This window comes from Metabacillus rhizosphaerae, from assembly GCF_037201795.1.
In the GTDB taxonomy this organism is placed as follows: Bacteria; Bacillota; Bacilli; order Bacillales; family Bacillaceae; genus Metabacillus; species Metabacillus rhizosphaerae.
In genome coordinates this window covers 1,875,614-1,899,325 of the sequence record NZ_CP147403.1, presented here as the reverse complement: position 1 = coordinate 1,899,325, position 23,712 = coordinate 1,875,614, and the positions used below count along the sequence as shown (strand labels likewise).

The 23,712-nt window shown below is 35.4% G+C and carries 20 protein-coding genes and 1 pseudogene; 6 read left to right on the top strand and 15 right to left on the bottom strand.

What is annotated here, in order from left to right:
- Positions 1-23 precede the first annotated feature (23 nt).
- The 6 genes and pseudogenes from WCV66_RS09055 to WCV66_RS09030 form a co-directional block, all read right to left on the bottom strand.
- Positions 24-1,382 carry a glycoside hydrolase family 28 protein gene (locus WCV66_RS09055; protein WP_066339961.1) on the bottom strand — a complete coding sequence of 453 codons (1,359 nt, stop codon included), beginning with the start codon at positions 1,380-1,382 and terminating at the stop codon, positions 24-26.
- 20 nt (positions 1,383-1,402) lie between these two features.
- Positions 1,403-2,515, bottom strand: a complete 1,113-nt coding sequence (locus tag WCV66_RS09050) for a glycoside hydrolase family 105 protein (RefSeq protein WP_338788711.1) — start codon at positions 2,513-2,515, stop codon at positions 1,403-1,405.
- A gap of 22 nt (positions 2,516-2,537) precedes the next feature.
- Entirely contained in the window at positions 2,538-4,109 is a 1,572-nt protein-coding gene (locus tag WCV66_RS09045) for a glycoside hydrolase family 43 protein (RefSeq protein WP_338788710.1), read from the bottom strand.
- Between the two features lie 113 nt (positions 4,110-4,222).
- A pseudogene (locus WCV66_RS09040) lies at positions 4,223-5,726 on the bottom strand (extracellular solute-binding protein).
- Between the two features lie 82 nt (positions 5,727-5,808).
- Positions 5,809-6,441: a YesL family protein gene (locus WCV66_RS09035; protein WP_066339972.1), complete on the bottom strand. Its 633-nt coding sequence runs from the start codon at positions 6,439-6,441 to the stop codon at positions 5,809-5,811.
- 49 nt (positions 6,442-6,490) lie between these two features.
- Positions 6,491-7,411, bottom strand: coding sequence for an ABC transporter permease (locus WCV66_RS09030; RefSeq protein WP_232329105.1), 921 nt, complete (start codon positions 7,409-7,411; stop codon positions 6,491-6,493).
- A 411-nt stretch (positions 7,412-7,822) separates the two neighbouring features.
- On the opposite strand from WCV66_RS09030, the gene WCV66_RS09025 reads away from it, so the two are divergent.
- The gene (locus tag WCV66_RS09025; RefSeq protein ID WP_066339980.1) at positions 7,823-8,692 is read left to right on the top strand and encodes a carbohydrate ABC transporter permease; all 870 of its coding nucleotides are present in this window, start codon (positions 7,823-7,825) and stop codon (positions 8,690-8,692) included.
- 90 nt (positions 8,693-8,782) lie between these two features.
- Here WCV66_RS09025 and WCV66_RS09020 read toward each other — a convergent pair whose 3' ends face one another.
- The 8 genes from WCV66_RS09020 to WCV66_RS08985 form a co-directional block, all read right to left on the bottom strand.
- On the bottom strand, positions 8,783-11,053 hold the full coding sequence (locus tag WCV66_RS09020) for an AraC family transcriptional regulator (RefSeq protein ID WP_338788709.1): 2,271 nt from the start codon (positions 11,051-11,053) through the stop codon (positions 8,783-8,785).
- A gap of 463 nt (positions 11,054-11,516) precedes the next feature.
- Positions 11,517-12,464: a rhodanese-related sulfurtransferase gene (locus tag WCV66_RS09015; RefSeq protein ID WP_066339985.1), complete on the bottom strand. Its 948-nt coding sequence runs from the start codon at positions 12,462-12,464 to the stop codon at positions 11,517-11,519.
- A gap of 306 nt (positions 12,465-12,770) precedes the next feature.
- Positions 12,771-13,358 (bottom strand): nitroreductase, encoded by a 588-nt coding sequence (locus tag WCV66_RS09010; protein WP_066339988.1) that lies wholly within the window; start codon positions 13,356-13,358, stop codon positions 12,771-12,773.
- A gap of 596 nt (positions 13,359-13,954) precedes the next feature.
- Entirely contained in the window at positions 13,955-15,232 is a 1,278-nt protein-coding gene (locus WCV66_RS09005) for an IS110 family transposase (RefSeq protein ID WP_338788708.1), read from the bottom strand.
- A 341-nt stretch (positions 15,233-15,573) separates the two neighbouring features.
- Positions 15,574-16,542 (bottom strand): S8 family peptidase, encoded by a 969-nt coding sequence (locus WCV66_RS09000; protein WP_066339991.1) that lies wholly within the window; start codon positions 16,540-16,542, stop codon positions 15,574-15,576.
- Between the two features lie 153 nt (positions 16,543-16,695).
- Positions 16,696-16,827 (bottom strand): hypothetical protein, encoded by a 132-nt coding sequence (locus tag WCV66_RS08995; RefSeq protein WP_260445654.1) that lies wholly within the window; start codon positions 16,825-16,827, stop codon positions 16,696-16,698.
- A gap of 363 nt (positions 16,828-17,190) precedes the next feature.
- Positions 17,191-17,976, bottom strand: a complete 786-nt coding sequence (locus WCV66_RS08990) for a glucose-1-dehydrogenase (RefSeq protein WP_066339994.1) — start codon at positions 17,974-17,976, stop codon at positions 17,191-17,193.
- 133 nt (positions 17,977-18,109) lie between these two features.
- The gene (locus WCV66_RS08985; protein WP_338789425.1) at positions 18,110-18,964 is read right to left on the bottom strand and encodes a GRP family sugar transporter; all 855 of its coding nucleotides are present in this window, start codon (positions 18,962-18,964) and stop codon (positions 18,110-18,112) included.
- A 306-nt stretch (positions 18,965-19,270) separates the two neighbouring features.
- On the opposite strand from WCV66_RS08985, the gene WCV66_RS08980 reads away from it, so the two are divergent.
- Together WCV66_RS08980 and WCV66_RS08975 are read left to right on the top strand one after the other, a co-directional pair.
- A complete protein-coding gene (locus tag WCV66_RS08980; RefSeq protein WP_066339997.1) occupies positions 19,271-19,594 on the top strand; it encodes a hypothetical protein in 324 nt (107 codons plus the stop codon).
- A gap of 115 nt (positions 19,595-19,709) precedes the next feature.
- Entirely contained in the window at positions 19,710-20,792 is a 1,083-nt protein-coding gene (locus tag WCV66_RS08975) for a PQQ-dependent sugar dehydrogenase (protein WP_338788707.1), read from the top strand.
- A gap of 138 nt (positions 20,793-20,930) precedes the next feature.
- Here the strand turns inward: WCV66_RS08975 and WCV66_RS08970 are convergent, their stop codons facing one another.
- Entirely contained in the window at positions 20,931-22,118 is a 1,188-nt protein-coding gene (locus WCV66_RS08970; RefSeq protein WP_338788706.1) for a PLP-dependent aminotransferase family protein, read from the bottom strand.
- A gap of 245 nt (positions 22,119-22,363) precedes the next feature.
- Between WCV66_RS08970 and WCV66_RS08965 the strand changes: the two genes are divergently transcribed.
- The 3 genes from WCV66_RS08965 to WCV66_RS08955 all read left to right on the top strand — a co-directional run bounded on the left by WCV66_RS08965 (position 22,364) and on the right by WCV66_RS08955 (position 23,583).
- Positions 22,364-22,951: an XRE family transcriptional regulator gene (locus WCV66_RS08965; protein WP_338788705.1), complete on the top strand. Its 588-nt coding sequence runs from the start codon at positions 22,364-22,366 to the stop codon at positions 22,949-22,951.
- A gap of 77 nt (positions 22,952-23,028) precedes the next feature.
- Positions 23,029-23,298 (top strand): hypothetical protein, encoded by a 270-nt coding sequence (locus tag WCV66_RS08960; RefSeq protein WP_066340010.1) that lies wholly within the window; start codon positions 23,029-23,031, stop codon positions 23,296-23,298.
- Between the two features lie 108 nt (positions 23,299-23,406).
- Positions 23,407-23,583 (top strand): hypothetical protein, encoded by a 177-nt coding sequence (locus tag WCV66_RS08955; protein WP_338788704.1) that lies wholly within the window; start codon positions 23,407-23,409, stop codon positions 23,581-23,583.
- Positions 23,584-23,712 lie beyond the last annotated feature (129 nt).

The following is a 23,712-nucleotide window of genomic DNA, read 5'->3' as shown; positions in this document are numbered from 1 at the left end:
CATTTTGATCAGTGATTTGTAAGTCACTCTGATATTGTTACATTATTTAATACAACCATTGCATCCTCTGATCTAGGATTTTTTGATTTACAATCACTTATCTCAATATCCTTTCCATTCTCTATGTAAAATGCAGGACCTTCATGGTTACTTACCGTGACTCGGTTAAAACTAACGCCTGTAACGTTGCCGCAATAGAAACCTCGTTGTTTCATTGGTTCTAGCTCAGACATCATTGCTGGCATACCTGGTTCTGCATCATCAGCCATAGCTACTGTCACATTATCAAACGTAACATCCTCCACATACATCTCTGCTAGACCATATAAGAATCCAGCTGCTGCACTTACTTCCCTTGCAGTAATATTTGCAAAATGAATTCTTCTGAAGATAGGTGTTTCCTCTGTTATTGGATAAGGAGCTTTATCCCATACATATTTATCTTTTCCGCGTGGACCACAAAAGTAATATAAGTTAGCAATAAATGGACAAATAACTCCCTTCATAACGATATTGCTTACGCGAATATCTTCGACTACTCCACCTCGTCCACGTCGCGATTTTAAGCGGATCCCACGATCTGTCCCTTCAAACACACAGTTACTTACCGTTACATTGCGAATATCTCCGCTCATTTCACTGCCTAAAACGACACCGCCGTGTCCATGGATCATTGTACAATTTGTAATTGTAATATTTTCACAAGGAATACGTTTTGACGTGTCCTCTGTTCCTGCTTTAATGGCGATACAATCATCACCAACATCTATATGACAATCTGAAATACGAACATTTCGACATGATTCTGGGTCAATCCCATCTGTATTTGGAGAATGACTTGGATTTAAAATTGAGATATTATGAATGCTTACATCCTCACAACAGATTGGGTTTACCGTCCAGCTTGGTGAATTAACCATTTTTACTCCAGCTATTCCTACATGTTTACAAGTGTCAAAGCTTACTAGCTTAGGTCTTGGATATTTGTTTTCCTGCTTTCGGAAAAGATCCCACCAAAATTGACCATTTCCATCTAATGTACCATAGCCTGTTACGGAGATATTTTCACTATTTTCTGCATAAATACAGGAAGCATATACGTCTCTTGTAACACCTTCCCAGCGAGAATGAACGACAGGGTATTCACTAATATTGTTACTGAATAATAGAGTTGCCCCTGCTTCTAAATATAAATTCACATTACTTTTTAATATAATTGCACCAGTAAGGAAGCGACCTGCTGGAACATAAACTGTACCTCCACCCGCTTGGACACATGCTTCAATTGCCTGGGCAATAGCTTTTGTATTTACTGTTTCTCCATTACCGATTGCTCCGAATTGCTTAATATCATACATACTAGAAGTGATTGTAGATACCATATGATTCACCCTTTCTAATTTTAGTCGTTTTCCATTTCAGCTGTTGCTAGAATAAAGGCTCCAATCCCTTTTAAATCATTTGTGATGATCGGCTCACTAATATAATATTCAAACGTGCCATCCCTCTTATCGGGACCGCCTAGCCCGGCAACTTGACATGTTTTATTCAGGTTTACTAATCCTTCATTTGTAACGCTTACAAATTCAGTGATGATTCCCTTGTATACTCTCTCTGCCTCTTTGCCCCACTCTTTGCTTAAGAAACCTTGTTTTACTCCTTTGGCAATTGCGTATAAAATCATACAAGAGGCAGAGGCTTCAAGGTAATTCCCTTTTCTGTCACCTTTGTCTAAGACCTGATTCCAAACCCCAGTTTCCTCATCTTGAACATCTTTTAATGCTTGTAAAACTTCTACAAGTAAAGTTACTAATGTATCGCGGTCTTTATGCGATTCTGGAAGGAATCCAAGAGTATCCACTAATCCCATAACAAACCATCCCATCGATCTTCCCCAGAAATTCTTGGAATGTCCTGTTTCTGGATTACACCATGGTTGTACTTTCTTCTCATCAAAAGCATGATAAAGAAGCCCAGTTTCGTGATCTTTTGTGTTTTTTGCACATAATATAAATTGTTTGGTAATGTCATCAAATTCTTCTTCTTTTCCAAACTCTTTCACATATTCAGCATAGAAAGGTGCACCCATAAATAATCCATCAAGCCAGATTTGAGAAGGATATACTTTTTTATGCCAGAATACACCTTCAGATGTGCGTGGATGTGAACGTAATTGATTTCTTAAAAGATCGATTGCCTTTTTATATTTCATTTCTCCTGTTTCTTTATATAAAGTAAGCAGGACTTTCCCATTGTTTATATGGTCAATATTAAATAGATTAATGTCGTATTCACGAATGTTCCCTTCGTCATCAACGAAAGCATCCATATTTTTCTTCATGTAATTAAAATACCTGTGATCACCTGTTGCTCTCCAAACAAGCTCAGTTCCTTTTAACACAACACCATAATCATAAGACCACTTATCATTTTGAATTCCTTCCGATAATAGTGGTTTTCTAACCATGACTGAATCAATCATTCTTTGCGACCAATTAAGCGTTTTTGTTTCCATATTCTATCACCCTTTCTCGCGTTTATTTTGCAGTGTAAGTAAAACAATCAAAGTCAGCGTGTTTTTTCGTACCTTGCAGATCTTGAACACATATCCCAACAAAGTTTCCTGTGAACCCGTTTCCTTCATCGGAAAGGTGGGCTATACTAATTGGCGTTTCGATTTCTGCCCAATCATCATTATCACAGGCGTATGAGAACTGTACTGTTTCATCCTTAATTTTTGCCTTTAACTTACATACTTCTGTTCCACTAATTGAAATACACATATTCACATGCTCATACTCACCCCATACACTTCTCATGATATTGAGACATTTTCCCTTTTCTTCATCGTGTGAAATATAGAAGTATACGTAATTATCTGTGTTGTAATAAAGAACTAGACCTGCCATTTGTAAAAAGGTTTCGGGCTCAAATTCAATTGTTGTCTCTACATCACATTCAAAGTGCTGTTGTCTTCTTGCTATTAAGTGTTGATCGTGCAAAGAATGCAAAGATTCTCCACCCTTGATACGTAAGTGCCCCTTACGTTCTGATAATGAACACCACGATTCGTTTGGTGCAATGCGAAGTGTATTCCATGTTTTATGTAGCGTTTCACAGTTAAAATCATCATGTTCATTTTCATCTGACTGGAACGGATGTAGAGGCAGCTTTGGAGCTTTCACTTCCACTTGTGCTTCGTGACCTCCACATTCTAGTCGAAGCCAGCCATCCGCTGTCCATTCAACACGCTGAAGAGCGGTTTCACGGCCAAGGATCGAATACTTTCCATTCACAGGACGACTGCATAGGTGAGCCATAAACCACTCATCTGATTGGGTACAAACAAGACTGCCATGACCGGCCTTTTGTAAGGTCAAGTTTTCGTCATGTGCTGAAGTTAACATCGGATTTTGTGGATCTACTTCATATGGTCCTGTTATGTCTTTTGCTCTTGCGACAGTGACTGCATGGGTTTTACCTGTTCCCCCCTCTGCTGTTATCAAGTAATAGTAGCCATTTTGTTTATAAATATGAGGGGCTTCTGTTTTTCTTAGCTCTGTTCCATCAAAAATTTTATAGATTGGTCCAATTAGCCGTTTCTTATCTGTGGAGTATTCCTGCATAACAATACCTGAAGATTTATTTCTCCCTTCTATTCGATAATCCCAATGAACATTTAAAAACCATTTTCGTCCATCTTCATCATGAAATAGTGATGGATCAAAATTCCCACTGTTTAAGAAGGTTGGTTCCGACCATGGCCCCATAATATCAGTTGCTGTTATGAGGTAATTATGTGCGTCTTTAAATGGATATTTACTTCTTTTCACATCTGTATATACGAGATAAAAAATTCCTTCATAGTAACTGATAGCAGGCGCCCAAACACTACAAGAATCTGGGTTTCCTGCAAAGTTAGTATGATCTGTTAAGATATTCGTTATATATTGCCAATTTTGTAAATCCTTTGAATGATAGACCGGGACTCCTGGATACCATTCAAAGGTTGAGGTAACGATATAGTAATCATCGTTCGCACGTACTATACAAGGGTCTGGGTTAAATCCGGTTAGGATTGGGTTTTTAATGTAAGAACTAATTTCCATGAATAAGCTCCTTTTGGTTTAATAAATCTTTACTTTAAGAAAAAGCCCTTCCTTCTTAATTCTTAGGAGATAAGATGTAAAAAGAAAGGACTTCCTATTAATCTATTACTTACTTATTTCTGAGACTTCTTGTAAGCTTCTTCATATTCTTTTGCCATATCATCTCCACCAGATTTTCTCCACTTTTCAACTTCTGCATCGAAGGCTTTTTCATCAATTTCTCCCATAATATATTTGAATGTCGCATCAATAATAATCTTTTCTAACTCTGTTCCCCTTTCGTTTGCGGTTGCAGAGTCAAGCGGGACAGTTGGATTGAGTACAGCAAATTCTGCATTCTCTTTTATTAATTCATTTGCTAATTGTTTGGAAGGATCTGCATCAATTAAATTATGTGTAATTTCACTTGGTCTTGAACTTGAAAATGGTTGTGTATCCTTCTGCCATAATGCATTGTCTAATACAGTAAATGCTCCATTTTCATCTAATTCATAATGTGTACCTTCAATTCCACCTGTCATAAGCATGAACACTTCTTTATCAATTAGGTCATTAATAAATTGAAGGAGACGTTTTAATTCTTCCTCATTTTTCACTTCAGATTTAGGGAATGCCATTAATCCACCTACACCACTATTTTCTGACCAAATATGGTGTTCACCATCAGGACCAGCGATTTTGTTAACTGGAATGAGTTCCATTTCATCCTGGATGCCCTCAGCCATAACTTTTAAGTTTTTAATATCGACCATCCCTGTATAGATACCAGTTTTCCCTTGAGCAAACTTTTGTTGTTGGTCTGTTTTAGCAGTAACAGCAAAATCTTTCGCTATATAGCCATTTTCGAATAATTTTCTAGAATAATTCATTGTATCCTTGTATGCTTGTGTTTCAAATTCAGGAATAAACTTTCCTAAATTATCTACAGCCCATCCGTTTGGAGTGCCAAAATATGAACTTAATGTTTTAAAGCTGCCGTATCGTAATTCACTTCTGTCGCCAAATCCTGTTGTATCATCTTTTCCATTGCCATCTGGATCATCTTGCGTAAATGCTTTGGCAACCTCATACAATTCAAGATGTTGTTGATCTAGTCTTTAATCCTAAAATCTCCTTGCGAAGGATAAGACCTGATCTAGCCAAGTCCTTTTGAAATGGAACTCCGTATAATTTGCCATCAATTGACGCAGCTGTACGGATATCTTCAGAGATTAACTTTAAATTATCGTAATCATCTAAGTACTCACTTACATCCCAAAACATCCCCGATTTTAAAGATTGTCTAACAGAGGAATTCGTAAGCATCGTCAGTGAAACAATGTCTGACAATTCGCCTGAAGCAAGTGCTGCTGTGATTCTTTCATCCTTCGAAGCATCTGGAACCCAATTAAAATTGATGGTAGAGTTTGTTGCTTCCTCAATCTTTTTAAGGACAACATCTGTAGGTGGTGACGCAGTATGTAAGATTGCTGTCCAATTCACATCCACATGTGATTCCGGATCGAATTTTGTAGTTTCTCCACTTGCTTTTTCGCTATCACTAGAACATGCTGCAAGTAGAAGTTGTGAGGCAACTAACACATTAACTGCTAATACTTTTGCAAATTTCTTTTTCATACCTATTCCATCCCCTTTTATTAGTTTATATTAGTAATCTACTTTAATATGAAATTGAAGCAATTGTTAATTTATCACCTCCTTATTTGGACTCTAACCTACTCTTCCCTTCTTGAACTCCTGCCTGCAATTCAATTCTCGTAAACACTTGATTGGTTAGCCACATAATAATGTAGCACCCAATACTTATACCAAAGAACGTTAACACTCCTGGGTACATGAAGAGAATAAAATAAACTAAAGCTAATACAATCAATAACAGCAATGTGTATTGTAAATAGGAAATTCCAAATACAACAGAGCACTTCACTTTGAGCACAATGCTCTTCCAATCATAATGAGCAATGATCGGGAAAATATAACAAAGTGAAACAATATAAGCAAAACTTACGACAAAAAGTAAAGCCCGTAAGAAGAAAGACTGAACGTATAAAAGATCAATATATAGAATCCAGCCAACTATTATATAAAAAACACCGATAACTGCTCCTTCTTTAAAACCTTTACGATACGTATCCCAGAATGTTGGAAAGATCGGAATATCTGTATTACCTCTAATCCATTGCCTCAGCACAGTAAACATGGCTAACGTAGCAGGACCTATTCCTACTAAAACCAAGCCTAACAGAGTGAAAACAACCCATAACAGATTGATATAAACAAGCTGTAAAATTCGTATACACATATCATTCAAACGTTCAGCCATTTTCCCCATTTCAGTCAGCCTCCTCTCACCACTTTTGATAACGCTAACAATTTAGCCATTAATACAAGCCATCCTCACCAAACTTCTTCGCTAACTTATTCGCACCTATAACTAGGACTAATCCAACCAAACCTTTAAATAATCCTACTGCAGTACTATAACTCAATTGTCCATTTTTAAGCCCTGCTGTATACACATACGTATCAAAAATTTCTACTGCTTCACGATTCAAAGAATTTAATAGAAGATAAACATGTTCAAAACCTAAGTCTAAGGTTTGACCAATTTTTAAGATTAACAGGATAATGATTACTGGACGGATTGCTGGTAATGTCACATGCCAGATTTGACGTAGGCGATTAGCACCATCCATTTTTGCAGCTTCATATAATTGTGGATCTACTGCTGTGACTGCTGCTAAATATATGATTGTTGACCAACCCATTTCCTTCCATATAATTTGAAGAATATAAATTCCACGAGTCCAGGCACCATCTGTTAGAAAATTGATCTTTTCTCCCCCAGCTTTTGCAATCAACTCATTAATTACACCGCCATCTACTGTTAAGAAAACATAAGAAATCGATACAATGATTACCCATGACATGAAATGTGGAATGTAGATGACTGTTTGTACAGTACTTTTAAACATTTTCACCCTTACTTCATTTAACATCAAAGCAAGAATAATTGGAATTGGGAAAAAGATAAAAAGATTTAACGCAAATAAAAATAGTGTGTTTGTTAATAACATAAAAAAGGTTGGTTCTGTAAACAATCTGATAAAATGTTTAAACCCTGCCCATGGACTCCCTAGTATTCCTAAAAAAGGTTGATAATCTTGAAACGCAATGATTAGACCTCCCATTGGAATATACTTAAAAATAATAAAATACAAGAGACCTGGTAATATCATTAAATATAAATATTTGTTCCTGCCAATACTTGCGATGTTTTTCCTTCTAGTCTGTTGTTTAATTGTTTTCTTATCGAGAACTGGCGGAACTCCATGCTGATCTTTAATTGGAATAATGGAATCTCTCACAACGAATGCCTCCTTCAATTTTTCTTTCACGAATGTTTTGTACTTCTTAAAGGTAAGATATGTGCTAGCATTACGTCTACAATCATTCTGTAAGAATCCCCTTTAACTACTGATGGAAAACGCTTACTTTGCGTAGCCTGATGTAATGATTACTTTTATCTATTCATGATTATTGCATTAGCAACCTGTTGTATTGATAACGCTTTCTCCTTAATTTGATCTACATTGCTGAGATCATAGTTCATGTAGAAATGATTATAGACGTACCTTGTTTTTCATTGATATATTGATGTCATAAGGCTGTACCAATATAAAACATTAATATTACATGGAGGGATCATTCAGATGTATGAAAAATCATTAGGTAATCGCATTTTTAACTTCTTCAACTATACGATCTTACTACTCATTGCTTTAGCTTGTTTCATCCCATTTGTAAACGTCATTGCCAGTTCATTCGCAACAACACAAGAGGTAGTCGAAAAAACATTTATTCTGTTTCCAACGACCTTTACATTAGAGGCATATGAATATATTTTTTCTACACCAACTATCTTTAAAAGCTTTGCTGTTTCAATTGGGATTACAGGTGTTGGGACACTAGTAAGTATGATTTTAACTGCGTTCATGGCTTATTCCTTATCTAGAAGGTATTTATATGGTAGAAAAGCAATCAACTTTGTTATTGTATTTACAATGCTCTTTAGCGGCGGGATGATTCCGACATACTTAGTGGTAAGAAATATGGGTTTAATTGATTCTTACTGGGCGTTAATTCTTCCTGTTGCGATTAATGCATTTAACTTAATTATTATGAGAAACTTTTTCCAAGCCATTCCTGATAGCTTAGAAGAATCAGCAAAGGTAGATGGATACAATGATATCTTGATATTTTTTAAGATTATTCTTCCGTTATCACTTCCTTCTATTGCAACAATTTCATTATTTTACGCAGTTTCGTACTGGAATGAGTATATGAATGCTATTCTTTATCTTAATGATTCAGGTAAATGGCCAATCCAAGTATTACTACGCCAGATCGTTATCGTATCAAGTGGTATGCAGGCAGATGCTACTTCAGTTGATGTCGTCCCTCCTGCACAGACAATTAAAATGGCCGTTATCGCTGTTGCAACAGTACCGATGCTAATTGTATATCCATTCCTGCAGAAATACTTTGTAAAGGGTGCTTTTGTCGGCTCTGTGAAAGCGTAGTCATAAACTAATACGAATTACTTATGAGTTTTAAAGATAAAAAAGGTTGAGTAGGAAACCAAATCAGGTATCCTACTCAACCTTTTTCTATTAGACAGAGAATGACTCATCACGATGTAGATCCCGGTATTTCCCAGGAGTCGTACCTTCAATTTTACGGAAGTAGCGTATAAAGTTCTGTGAATTTTTATATTGTAGCTTTTCGGATATTTCTCTCACTGACATATTTGTTTCCTTTAGCCATATTTTTGCCATATCATAGCGATAAAGGGCGAGATATTCACTAAATGATTGTTTAAATTCCTTTTTAAAAATACTACTTAAATAATTTTTATTGTAATGAAGGCGAGATGCAATGATTTCAAGAGATATTTCGGTATCATATTCATTTTGTATAATGTGTATGATTTTTTCAGATATTGATTTATTTTGTGAGTCTGTTCGTTCAGAAATGGCATCAATCATTGGATATACGATTTTGTTTTTTACAAACATCTCGATTTCTTCAGACGTCTTCATCTCCGAAATAGCATTGTACAATGTTTTATGATCTTCGATAATTAATGTATCCATCCCCATTACCTGCATTAAACTAATTAAGTCATTTAAAAACCGCATAATATTAACTTCTAGCTCATGTGGATTTGTATTATTTTTAAACAAATCAGCAAGTAATTGATGCAATGACTCCTTAGCTTTCTTGCTTTCCCCCAACTTTATGGCATCAAACAATTGATTCTCCAATATTTTAGGAAAGTACGTTTTTATTTGATTATTATTAAAAATAGTTGAAACACTTTCATAAAAAATGATCGATTCTTTTCCGACCTTTAGACGGAATTTTAACGATTCAATACCTTGTGCAAGAGCTTGTTTACTCTCAGTCAGTTTTTCAAAAGGGCTACTTACCCCAATGCTAATCGATAAATTAAAAATTTCCTTAACCGTCCTCTGAATTTTTTCTGCGTATTGATTTATGATTAAAACATGATGATCGCAATCTTTATTCTCGCATATAAAAATCGTTGCTTGCGTTTTTGAATCAATAACTGTTGGAGTAAGTTGCTCATCTTCACGAATAATTTCTGATACAATCTGGTTAATGGAAAACAAAAGCACATCCTTATCTTTCCTAGTGTAGTCACTATTTTCTAAACTATCGAATTGAATTGCTAATACATATAAGTAACTCCATTTATCAGGATAGTCAAAATCCCTTAATTCTTCTTGAATTTCTGTTTCGCTCATACGTCCGTGAAAAAGATTTAACATAAATAATGTCTTTAATTGTTCATGTTGATTTGTGACAACGTGTTCAAGTGATTGATTTTTATCGAGCACTTCTCGAATTGACTTGCCAATTAATTCAAATTCATCCTTATAACCGTTCTTTTGGATTTTCGGAATGAATTTTTGTAGATCTCTAATTGGTTTAGAAAAATATTCCGAACTTACATAGGCAATAATGACAGTTACCGTTAACATAAAGATACTCATTAAAATCGTACCAATTATAGTAGGCTTCATTGCCTGGGAAAACTCTGAATCTTTTATTTTTGAGAGATAAATCCAGCCATTATATCCTGACTTTGAGTAAGCTACTTTATATTTATTTTCTCCGTTAGTATCTACATTCAGTACACCTGTCTGGTTGTGATTACCGTTAATTAAGCTCGCTATTGTTTTTTCATTAATCGCCTTTTCCTCACTCGAATTACTTTGATAAAGCAATGTTCCATCTTGACTATAAATAAAGATTGGACTTGATTCAGATTGTTTATAAATAAGATTTGTTAATGATTTCAGTGGAATGTTAATTATGAGAACACCATTTTTATTTGTTTGATAAAAAGGAGTTTGTTTAACTAGCTGAATCTCACTATTCGAATCATCCGCTTTTAACCATGTAGATGAATGAGGTAAGGACAAGTATTTAGAAGTGATTTGTTCTTTTTGTGTTTCAGTTAATTGTTGTAACCCATGTTTACTAATCTTCCAGTTTCCCTTTAAACTTACTAAATCAACTGTCGTTTGGCTCGGACCAAAGGAAGAGATATAGTTTAATTGTTTATCAATTGTTTGGTATGTATCAAAATTCTTCGCTGTTAATGGCTGGCTAATATAGCTTTTAAAAGGAGTATCATGAACATAGGAATTAAACGTATAATCTAACGCCTGTAATTTTTGTTCGAGTGTATTCATCGTTTGCACAACATTTTCTTGTTTTTCTAAAGTGATCTTCTCTTCAAATGAATCCTTTGTGAAGAAATAGGCAAAGCCATTAAATAGTATCATTACAAGGGTTCCTACTAAGACAAAAGGTAAAAAGATACGATAAAAATATTTTGGCTTTTGTTTCATTGATATACAACACCTCCCACCCGCTCGTAAAAACGCTTACATATTTTACTATTATAAGACTCTAGTAAATTTCATGTCAACAAGTGCTTTTCTAAAACGTTAACAATTTACTCCCATGTTTCCTTTCCTTATTTTTTTCTCTTAGAATAAAATATCCACCGGATAGAAAAAATACCACTAATGTAATAAGTATCTTAATTGAATAACAACATAACTCCTACAATCCTTAGAATCTAAATAGCTGAAACTTACTCATTCCATTAAAAAACCGTAGAAATGAGTATAATGTTACGAAATGATTATTCTCTTTTTTCGATTGTGACAAGGTTGCAGTAATATTATTCTTAATAACGTGCAAGTTTAAGAAAAAGGAAAAGAGCCCATAAGGACTCTTTTCAAGTAAAATACAATTATAAAAACAAGAGGTGTCTAATGATCGAAGTGGAGCAAAGTATCAATAATCTTATACCAAAACTTCAAGTCTTTCCTTTACTTGTTCTTCTGTCAAACCATGTTCTACAATATATCTGTTTCTTGGATGAACTCTACATTCATCACTACACGCACGTAAATATTTATGTTCATTTTCTTCTGAACACAGAATTTGTTTATTGCATTCGGGATTAGCACAATTAACATAGCGTTCACAAGGTTCGTTTGTGAAATGATCTTTCCCTACAACTACAGGTGCTACTCGATTAACCGGGACCTTGATTCTTTCGTCAAACACATAGCATTGACCATCCCAAAGCTCACCTTGAACCTCTGGATCTTTCCCGTAAGTTACAATGCCACCATGTAATTGTGCTACATCTTCAAATCCTTCCTTACGTAACCACCCGGAGAATTTTTCACAGCGAACTCCACCAGTACAATACGTAAGAATTTTTTTACCTTCTAATTGTTCACGATTCTCACGTATCCAATCAGGTAGTTCTTTAAATGTATTAATATCAGGCATAATCGCATTGCGGAAATGTCCTAACTCATATTCATAATCATTTCTTGCATCAATGACAACAGTGTCTTCCTGCTGCATCGCTTCATAGAATTCTTTTGGACTATAATATTTACCAGTTAACTCTAGGGGATTTACATCATCCTCTAATCGTAATGTAACGAGTTCTGGTCTATGACGTACATGCATTTTTTTGAATGCATGATCATCTTCTTCATCTATTTTATATACCATATCTTTAAAGCGCGGATCCTCTTTCATATGGGCCATATATTGATCTGTTTGCTCAACTGTTCCAGATACAGTACCATTAATTCCTTCATGTGCAATTAAAACTCTACCTTTTAATCCAATGCTTTTACAAAATTCTAAATGTTGTGCAGTGTATTCTTCAGGGTTATCAATTGTTACATAATGGTAATACAGTAAAACTCGATATTGTTTCGTTTCCATTTATCATTCACCTACTATATTTATATTTGCAAGATATAAACGTATTGAGATGTTTACTTGCTTTATATTATCTTTTCATACAAAAGTATAAAAAGGAACAATTAATTAAAACAAACTTTGAATAGAATTGCAACTTTTTTACACTGGTTTTTTCATCCATCACGTATAGAAAACTGTGTTGCAATACAGGTTACATTTCATATTAAATCCTATTTCACGGAATTAATCTATTAAAAAAAGAAAAAAACACGGTGAAATTAACCTCTCACCGTGTTTTAGGTTATATAGAATATAGTATAAATTGAATTACGAAAAACCTTCATCACGGTCAAACCACGTAGTTACCTCGGAAAAGTGCTTCCTTTTCCCCTGGATTTCCTTCATATTTGGATAGCCAATATAAATGAAACCTACCATCTCTGATTCAGTAGAAAGTCCGAATAACTGTTTTATTTCATTTGAATAACAGACATTTCCAGTACGCCAGATTGCACCTAAACCAAGAGCATGTGTGGCAAGTAGCATATTTTGAATGGCGGCATTCACAGCAGCATATTCTTCTTTAACTAATACTTTTTTATTAATTGTTGGTTCAACAGCTACTGCAATGATTACAGGGGCTCTAAGTGGCTTTTGTTCCTCTCGTTCTAATCTTTTTCTACTCTCTTCGCTTTTTGGATCTTCCAATGTTTTTTTAGCAATTGACGAAAGAGTTTTTCCTAGTCTATTCCTTGCATCACCTGTTAAAACAAAATATCTCCACGGCTCTGTACGATAATGAGCAGGCGCCCATGTACCAGCATCAAGTATTTTATTGATAAGTTCGGTTGGAACAGGATCAGGTTTCACAACACCTATACTTCTTCTAGATTTTATCGCTGTAAGTACATCCATGCTTATCACACTCCTAATTTACTTACTCAAGTTAATCATATGATTCAACCTCCATGGTATTCTATAAGACAGCAAAAGGATAGGAAAGCGATAAATCGCCCCTATCCTCTCTTTTTTATAAAGGCTGTTTTCGCAAACTTTGTTGCTTTTAAAATAGTATTGGGTTGGTTGATTGCAGCGAGAGGATGCTCGCTTTCCGTGGGGCGGGCGATGAGCCTCCCTCTAGAAATGTTGGTATATCAACGCTTAAAACTGTTTTAATAGATAGAAAAAAAATTTTCACTTACTGATTTTCACTACAGATTATCATCAATTTCCAAAAGTTCAAAATATTGTTATTCTGAGGTTACGCTTCGCTAGAGTTAATTGGAAATGATTAACTCTAAGTGCTTATATGATGCACTTCGGATCTCTGCGAATCTTATGATGACGTACCCTCCCATGTCTCTTGGCGTCTAACGCGTACATTCCTTCGTTCGGTCTATTCATAAGGCAGAGGCTGGCTATGCTCCTCAAGGGACTCTTAGTCTAATGGCTCATTTCGTGCCAACTTCTCCGTGTCATCCTATTGTCTAGATTACAAACTAGGAAGTTGCTTAGGCTGCCTCTTTGAGGCAATGGAGATCTGTTAACATATGATTTACATTAAAGTGCACTCGTTTTGTACACAAAGCGTGTAGAATTTTTAGTAATTTCCCGCATAAAACAACCATGGCTTCTTTCTTCTTTAATGGATTGACAGTACGAGTCGTGTAGTAATGGTACAAAGATTTAAACGCTATGTTGTGTTGAATTATAGGGAGGATGACTCTAAATAATATAGCCCGTAACTTCCTCCTACCTCTTTTGGAAATTTTCTTTTGACCTTTGTGTTGGCCAGAAGAGTTTTCTCTAAGCGTGAGCCCCGCTAATTTAATTAATTGGCGTGGGTGCTGATATTGCCTAAGAGAACCTATCTCAGAGAGTAGTTCAACAACAGTATTTTCGCCTAAACCAGGAATAGATAAAATATACTCATAGTCTGTCAATTGTTGAGCGAGGTCATTTAACCTTGATGATAAGACCTCCAGTTGGTTTGAAAGAGCTTTGTACTGAGAAAGTAATGTATCCATTTCAAATCGGGCCATTTCTAGCCCCTCAGTTAAACCAATGGACTGACCGGCTATTGATTTTAGCTTTTGTATTTTAGAAACGGAAAGACACTTTATTCCTTCAACCCTTTTGTAAAGTGCGATAAGTTCTTCATCATTTTTCCCATCAAAATCGATTGGCAAAGGTGTCACCTCGAGAACAGCGCATGCGTTTTTACCGAAGCTTTTGAATACATGATGGAACTCAGGGAAATAAAGATCTGTCCACCGAATCATTCGATTCTTAAGTGATGCGAGGTCTTCCTGCATTTTAGTCCGAAAACTCGCCCCATTACGAAGTTCGGCTTCTGTCCCTTCTAAAATTCGTGTATAGTTGAACCGGCCATCGCGGATTAAAGAAGCGATAACGCGAGCGTCCTTTTGATCATTCTTAGTTTGAAGGTTATCATCTAATTCCTTCGTTCTATTCACATGCATAGGGTTAACCATGACAAATTGAATATTATTTTCGACTAAATAAGCAGCTAAGTTCATCCAATAATGCCCTGTGGGCTCAAAGCCGACTAAGACATCTGTCTTTTCATGTGATTCTAGTAGAGAATGAATCATATTGTGTAGTTGCTCAAACCCATCAAGGGATTGCATGAACGGAAACGGTTTTTGCAAAATTCGTCCACGATCATCGATAGCGCATGCGTAATGTTTTTTCTTCGCAATGTCTATTCCAATAACAAGTGTTTTTTCAGATACTTGATTAATTTTGGTATTCATATTACTATTCATCATATGGTCCTCCTGTATGGTGATGAGTCAATTTAGTCGTTGATACTCAAGCATCATACAAGAGGACTTTTTGTTTTGCAAGAAGCCTTAAGGATATTAAACAGGAATGCTCCTCAGCGCGAAGCGCCTGCGGGGTCTCATCTGTCCCGCTACTCCCACAGGAGTCTCGCACCTTCCGCACCAATCAACCTAATCAGTTTTGTTCAAAAACAACAATCTTTTAGAAAAGAGCCTTTATAAATGTAGTTAAACTAGTTATAAATGTTCTATTTAGTGCCTTCCGTGTAGGGAAAGTGTGATTAATCCTTAGGGTGATGAGGATCGTTCCACTTTTCTTAAAGTTATTTTGTGGATGTCAAAGGATGATTCTCAGATGGGGTGACTGAACCCGATGCTAAATTTAGTATTCCATTTCCTTGAAAGCGTCTACTATATTCCAGGGAATCGGTTTTTTTAATAAGCTGGGCATAAATCTCAGCCTCTGTTAGTGGACGCTCAAATTCTTTTTCAGCTTGTTCAATAATGAGAACTGCTGCTGCAGAAACATGTGGTGTTGCCATCGATGTTCCTGATAATACAGCAAATTCGTTGTTTAAATAGGTTGAAAGGATTTCTTCTCCTGGGGCAACGAGATCGATTACTTTATTTGTATTACTAAACTCTGATATTTCCTTCTGTAGATTGACTGATCCAACTTGTACAACTTCTGGATATGCACCAGGATATGCAAATTCATCTGTCTCGTTTTTCCCATCGCCTTCATTACCTGCAGCACAAACGACAAGAATATTTTCATCGATCGCTTCTTGAATTGCCTTATGAAGCTCAGAGCTATCTTCACTACCTCCTAATGACATAGAGATAACTCGTACTCGTTCACCATCTGGTCCAATCCACTTTGTTGCATAGCGGACACCTTCTGTGACCCATTTTGTCTCTCCATATCCTTGACCTGCTAACACTTTCAAGACGAGAACCTTTGCTTTTGGTGCAACGCCGATTACACCTTCTTCATTCTCTTCTGCACAAATTGTTCCACATACATGTGTGCCATGACCGTTATAATCCTCAAAATTCTTAGGATCTCCGTTATCATCTGTTGTAAAATTGTAACCATCAATAATTTGATTTCTAAGTTCAGAATGGGTGGAATCACAGCCTGTATCAAGTACAGCAATGACCATTCCTTCACCAGAATACCCTTGCTTCCATGCGGAAGGTGCATTAATGAGTTCAACACCTGGTGGAATAACCTTTGTGTCTTTTAATACTGTTTGAATGGTATAAGGGATCAGACCTACTTTACTCATTGTGATTCCTCCTCCAAAAAAGTATAAGGCGACATAATTCCACTTATCCCTTAGTACCAATAATAAAATTTTGCATTTTTTTAATTTTTTACTCATTTTTTGTTAAGTTTTGTATTATAATTTATTCGTAAGCACTTTGTATTGACGTTTCCTCTATGGGAAGCGTCTTTTCTTTTTTGTTTTTCTTTTTAAGTCATCGATATTTTTTAACCCAAGTGTGATGGAAGAGAAAAGCGTGGCAGCAGCAACTAACAATTTGATGAGAAGCTCTAACCACTCCAACACAATTACCACCTCCTTTTTACAAAAATAGCCCTACACAGTAATCAGATGACTGGTAAGGCTAGTTTAATTTATGAAGCACAAAAATCCTTTGGGTACTATAAGGATAATTATGGAATATATGTCATTACCATTGTAACATGTCCTATTCACTCCGGCATTAATATTATGAATTTTCCTACAATACTACTGTAAAATATGTTCTCATTGATTCGTGAAGCCATACTTAATCCCTAGGCAAGCTTTCCTTAGTCGGTAAATGGGGGGAGAAATGTAATAGGTATTGAATAATCTGAAGAAAACGCGAACAGTATTTAGTCTCGTAAAAAACTGTTTTAATTTTGGAAATTATGATCCTATATCGAGTTAACCTTTACCTGATTGAAAGCTTGGATATTGTGTCATACCGCCATCCGCAAATAGCGTCATTCCTGTTACATAACTAGCTTCTGATGAGGCAAGCCATGCAACACATGCGGCAATCTCTTCAGGTTTGCCTATGTATCCCATTGGTATTAAATCAAGTACAGCCTTTTTAGCCTCAGGGTCAGTAAACTTTTCAGCATTTATTGGTGTATCAATTGCACCAGGCGCAATATTATTTACTCGTATTCCATTTGGGGCATATTCAAGAGCAAGTGTTTCAGTTAATAGTTTAATGCCACCCTTACTTGCTGCATAGTGAGCAAAGTGAGGCCATGGAATTTCCTGATGCACTGAAGACATATTGATTACGGTTCCTTTAATTTTATGATCCAACATATATTTAATTGCTTCGCGGCTCCCTAAAAAACAACCTGTCAAGTTAGTAGAAATAACTTTATTCCAGCTTTCAAGGGAAAGCTCTTCTGTGGGGATTTCCGCTTGTATTCCTGCGTTATTAACCATAATATCTAAAGTTCCATATGTATCTATTGCAAAATCAATAATTTTTTTCACATCGTGTTCTTGAGAAACATCACCTTGAATTTTAGAAGCTTCTCCACCTTTGGCTTTAATCTCTTCAATCATTATTTCCGGTTTATCTTCTTCCGTTAAATAATTAACAACCACTTTTATACCTTCTTTTGCAAACCGCTGTGCGATTGCCTTTCCCAACCCTGATGATGCCCCTGTCACAACTGCTACTTTATTTTTCAAATCTGGATACATTGAGATCTCCTCCTATTGTTTTGAACTAAATTAGCCATCGTGAATAATCCTTTTCTTATAAAAAATTTGTGGAGAGATTACTCCGTCCTACCTCTAATTGAATATCTACTTCTCATTTTAAGTAGAGATAAAATCATATGCTTTTTGTATAACCTAAAATAACTCCACCTGCGATAATCAGAACACAGCCTATAACAACAAAAATGATTTGCTTTTTAGTTTTCTTTTCCCCTAACAGAAAAATTCCACCTAAAGTAGAGATGATGATCCCTGTTTGGGAGAGTGAAAAACTTGTGGCTACACCAGCTCTAGGAATGGATAATAATAATCCTAGATTTCCAGCTGCCCACAAACACCCTGTCACAATGTTTTTCAGTGCATATTTATTAAAAGGCTTATGTCTTGTGGTTAATACAGACGCACCAATCACCATCCCTAGCGCTTGAGGTAAAATTGCTGACCATCCGTCAATTTCAAAATAACGAATAATAATGACGTATCCTATATAACCTAGTGATGAAATAAATAAGATAAACAATCCTTTTTTTAAGCTTTTTCCCGCATTCTTATCCTCTTTTTGTCCAGTTGATGTAAAAACAACACCTATTATTATCAGGATAATTGAAATAGAACCAAGAATAACGGTCAGTTTCGTTTCCCATTCCCGAAACAGGAGAACTCCAAAAAGCGTAGTGCCCACTAATTGCATACCTGTTGAAATCGGCACCGTCTTTGAAACTCCAATAAATTTAACACTTGCCAATTGATTTAATTGTCCAATTGTCCAGAATATACCTGAAACAAGTCCAATCGACCAAACAATCGGTGATAATTCTGGGTCCGCATAGAAAAACATAGCGATTGCAAATAACAAAGAACCAATTGTAATTCCTAATGTCTGACTATATGCATTTCCCCCTAATTTCACACTAACAAGGACTAAACTTCCCCATGTTAAAGCTGGTATTAAAGCCAGTAGTATACCAATCATGATGAATTCCTTTCTATATGCAATGGTTGTTTTCAATTTATACTTTTAATGTGTACAGAATGATGCCAAATAACACAATTTATCAATTATTTTACTAACATTGCCCTATATTAAATAAAGTTAAACTTTTCAACTAATAAAATTAACCATTGATAAATAACCTTTTTCTGAAAACAAAGTGTTTTCTAAAGGGGAGTTACCCCCATAAAAAAGAAGACTTTTATCAATAGTTTATTAGATACATAAAACGAATCTCTATACATAAGAATTATTTAATTTAATCGCTACTTAGGAGGGGTAAAGTTGGAGTCTGTAGTTAAGGATGCTTTACTGGAATGGAAAGAAGAGATGCTAGCACAAAAAATAGAAATCGATGAAGAATACGAAAGGATCAAATGTGATCTTCAACTTTATTCATATAAATCTGGCATAACCAAGCAAGTCATTCAATCTACAATCAATGACGAAATAATTAATAGTATTAAAACAACTTATCAAATTCCTTTTGTAGAAAAATATGAAGAGCTTAAACAGTACATAAAGGAATTAGATGAAAAAAGAAAAGTATATCAAATGTTTGTTGATAAAATCGAGAAAGTTAGTGAGACTGGCGAAAATGATTCTTAAGTATGAGATAGTCGGTGTACGTATTCGTGCACTCGGCTATCTCATTTTTTGATTCTTCTCGGGAAAATTGTTACTATTATTACAAATAATTTCCAAAGATTAGAGGCGACATACTATGTATAAAGGAATAAAAACGCTTATGCTTTTGTTGTTCGTTACAGGATGTTCTTTTGGGGATAAAACACAAAATAGTAATGACTCTGAAAAACAAGTGAAACTAGAGGCTGAAGAAACCATTGCTTCTTCAGTAGAAGTTTTAGCAACCAACTTACACATACCTTGGACAATTACAAAAAAAGATGGAACATTTTTCATAAGTCAGCGCGAGGGGAAAATAATTGAAACTAACCTTGAAACAGGACTAATAAAAAAGGAAGAATTATCGGTTACAAAAGATATTCTCCATGAGGGTGAAGGAGGCTTGCTTGGTTTAGTGCTTGCTCCTGATTTTGAATCCTCTGGACAGGCCATTGCCTATTATACATATAAAGAGGATCTGGTAACTAAAAATCGAGTGATTGCTCTTCAACAAGATGGAGAAAAGTGGACGGAAACAAAGGTCTTATTAGAAGGGATTCCGGGTGGTAGAATTCATAATGGGGGCAGAATGAGAATTGGACCAGATGGAATGCTTTATGTTACAACTGGAGATTCTGGGAATCCAGATTTGTCACAAGACAAAAAAAGTCTAGCAGGAAAAATCCTACGTATGAATCTAGATGGGACCATACCTAATGACAACCCTTTTGAAAATTCCTATGTTTATTCATACGGTCACCGAAATCCCCAAGGGTTAGCATGGGATGATGAAGGAATTCTATATAGTACTGAGCATGGACAGAGCGCACATGATGAAATCAATCTTATAAAGCCAGGACAAAACTATGGCTGGCCTGTTATACAAGGAGACGAAGAAGAACCTGGTATGGAAAAACCTATTTATCACACTGGCGAAAACACGTGGGCACCTTCAGGAATTGGCTATCATAATGGGAAGCTCTACATTGCTACACTGCGGGATTCAAAAATTCGAAGCTTTGATATATTAACAAAATCTGTGAATATCTTGCATGAAAATAGTGGTCGAATGCGTGATGTTTATATTGAACAATCACAATTATATACGATAACAAATAATCGAGATGGAAGAGGTACTCCGAAGAAAGATGATGATAAATTATTAAAGATCGGCCTTTAATAGTAAGTAACTGTTCTAATTTTGATTACTTTCTTGAAAGGTAAATCTTCTTATCTTATCTCATACAAGCGATATAAAAGGATGAACTGTAATTTTAGTTCATCCTTTTATGATTAAGAAAGTATAGGTATTTTATACTTAGATCGTAATTGGACTTAATAAGACATCTACTAAACGGTCCATTCCTAATTTAATTTTTTCAGGTGTGGAATGACTAAAGTTTAAGCGGAATGTATTGTACTTTGGTTTATCAACATAGAAAGGTGCTCCAGGAACAAAGGCAACACCTTTTTCTACCGCACTCTTAAGCAAAGTTGGTGTATTAAGATGCTCCTGTCCTTCAACCCACAAGAACATTCCACCCTTTGGCTCTTTCCAAGTAAACACCCCTGGCTCTAACTTATTTAAATAGTCTCTCATGATTGTCATTCGATGATAATATTCACTTCTCAAATGTTGAATATGTCCTTCAAGATTAAAGTCACGCAACAAAAAATAAAGTGCCTGTTGATCAATCGAACTTGAATGCAGATCAGCCATCTGCTTTGCCTGTGTCATCATTTTTATGATTGGTGAAGGCCCTGTTACCCAGCCTGTTCGTAATGCTGGAACAACTGACTTTGAGAAAGTGCTCGTATACACTACATGGCTTTGTCCGTGATCAAATGATGCGACAGTTGGATATTCTTCCTCGTCATGAAATTTAATATCACCATAAGGATCGTCTTCTAAGACCAGTACATCATATTTATAGCAAAGCTCTAAAAGTTGTTGGCGACGTTCAATACTCCAAGCCTTACCTTCTGGATTTGAGAAAGTAGGGATAATATAAATGAATTTTGGCTGATAAGTCTTAACTTTTGCTTCTAAATCCGCAAACTCCATTCCGTGTTCGTCACTGTTGACCGCAACTACATTCGCCCCGTAGGATCTAAAAACCTGTATAGCTGATAAATAAGTAGGATCTTCCGTTAATACAACATCACCAGTCGAGAGAATGACTCTTGAAAATAAATCAATTGCTTGTTGTGAACCTGTTGTAATTAGCATGTTTTCAAGAGGTGTTACCACCCCTTTTCCTTCCATTTTAGTTTTTATCGCTTCTCTTAATGGCTTATATCCTTCGGTTAGACCATATTGTAAAGACGATTTTCCTGATGAAAAGACTTTTTCATAGGCTATTTGAACTTCCCTCAAAGGAAATGATTCTTCAGAAGGTAATCCTCCTGCAAATGAAATAACATTACCTTGTTGAATAACAGCAAGAATATCTCTAACAGCAGATGATTTAAAGTTTTTTGTTTGTTCTGCAAATGAGTAATTCATAAAAAGTCCCTTCCTTTTTGTGAGTTGTAAAATTAAAAATATTCAAATAATTACTCTCGTACTGATGGGAGCTATCTTGTAAAAACAGTACCCATTTCGTATGTTATAATAATATTTCTATATCATATAACACACAATACCTACCTTTCAAGCCTTTAAACAAAATATTCAGAAAATGACTCTCGATAAAATATGTTATAATATATTTAACACATCAATATAACATACATTTTTAGGAGTCTTCTATGGATAAAAACTTTCTATCTAATCAAATTGGTCAGCGATTACGTTTTTACCGTCAGCAACGCCAATTATCTTTGGATGATCTTGCAGAACTAACTGGTGTAAGTAAACCAATGCTCGGACAAATTGAACGTGGAAGTTCTAATCCAACCGTTGCAATCCTATGGAAAATAGCTGCTGGGTTACAGATACCGTTTGCTTCCTTTCTTATAAGAGATCCCTCTATAAAGATTATTAAGAAAGATGAACAACCATTCTTTAAAGAAGATAACGATTTATTTGAAACATATAATACGTTTGCTTCTCCTGGAATTCCATTAGAAATTTTTCGAATTCGATTATTGCCGGGATGTATGCATCACTCCGCCCCTTCAGGGATAGGAGTACTAAAATCGTTAACCGTCCATTCCGGCATTTTGTCCATCAAAATTGGGGAAGATAGTGCTATTACTTTAAATAAAGGTGACACGATGTCCTTCTCTTCTGATGTTTATCAGGTATATCAAAATCATACTGAAGATGTAAGTGAAATAAACATGGCTATTTATTATTCCAGCCCACATATCCAGTCTGGACCAGATATAAAATAAAGTGAGACTTCATTCCATATGGTCTTACTACCCGTTTAAGTATGAATTAAAATACTTTGTTTGAAAGGATGTTACTATTGGAACTCAATGTAGAAACGATCTACTATCTAGAAAATCCTGAGGCAGGCATCATTAAATTCGCGACTGGTTCACAACTGAAATACGGAGATATCGTAAAAGAGGTTTTTGGGGTTGCAGATATAAATGATTTATTAATGATGATTGAATATAATAAATCATTTCAAGATAGTGTTTGTAAGGCTAAGGGTATTAGAGAAGATGAGATAACGTTGGAAATGATTTTTCGTGTTGCTTCTAATCAAGATCTAGTGCAGCTGAAAGATTAAGTCATAGTGAGAAAAATGTTACGGAAAATAACTGCCATCACCCAACTATTTATTTTTTAAACATAAAGATCTTGTAGTTTGGAATCCAATATAAGGGGGTGGCTTTTTGTGTCATTTATTAAAATTTGCAGATCTTGTAAAGGAAAAGGACATATTCGTGATCATTTCTTCTCTATTATTAAAAAGAAGTGTCCTAATTGTAATGGTATAGGAAAAGTTCATGTAGGCTGGGATAAAGATCACGAGGAATTAAAAAATTCAAATGAATTGAATAAGAATAATTAAAATATGACCAAAAATATTTTAAAATTATGGTAGGGATCTATAACTCCTTAAATAAAGTATTTCTAATTCTTTCACCTTCTAAATTGCCATCAAAAAGAAATCATTTGATTGTACCTCATATTAAGCATT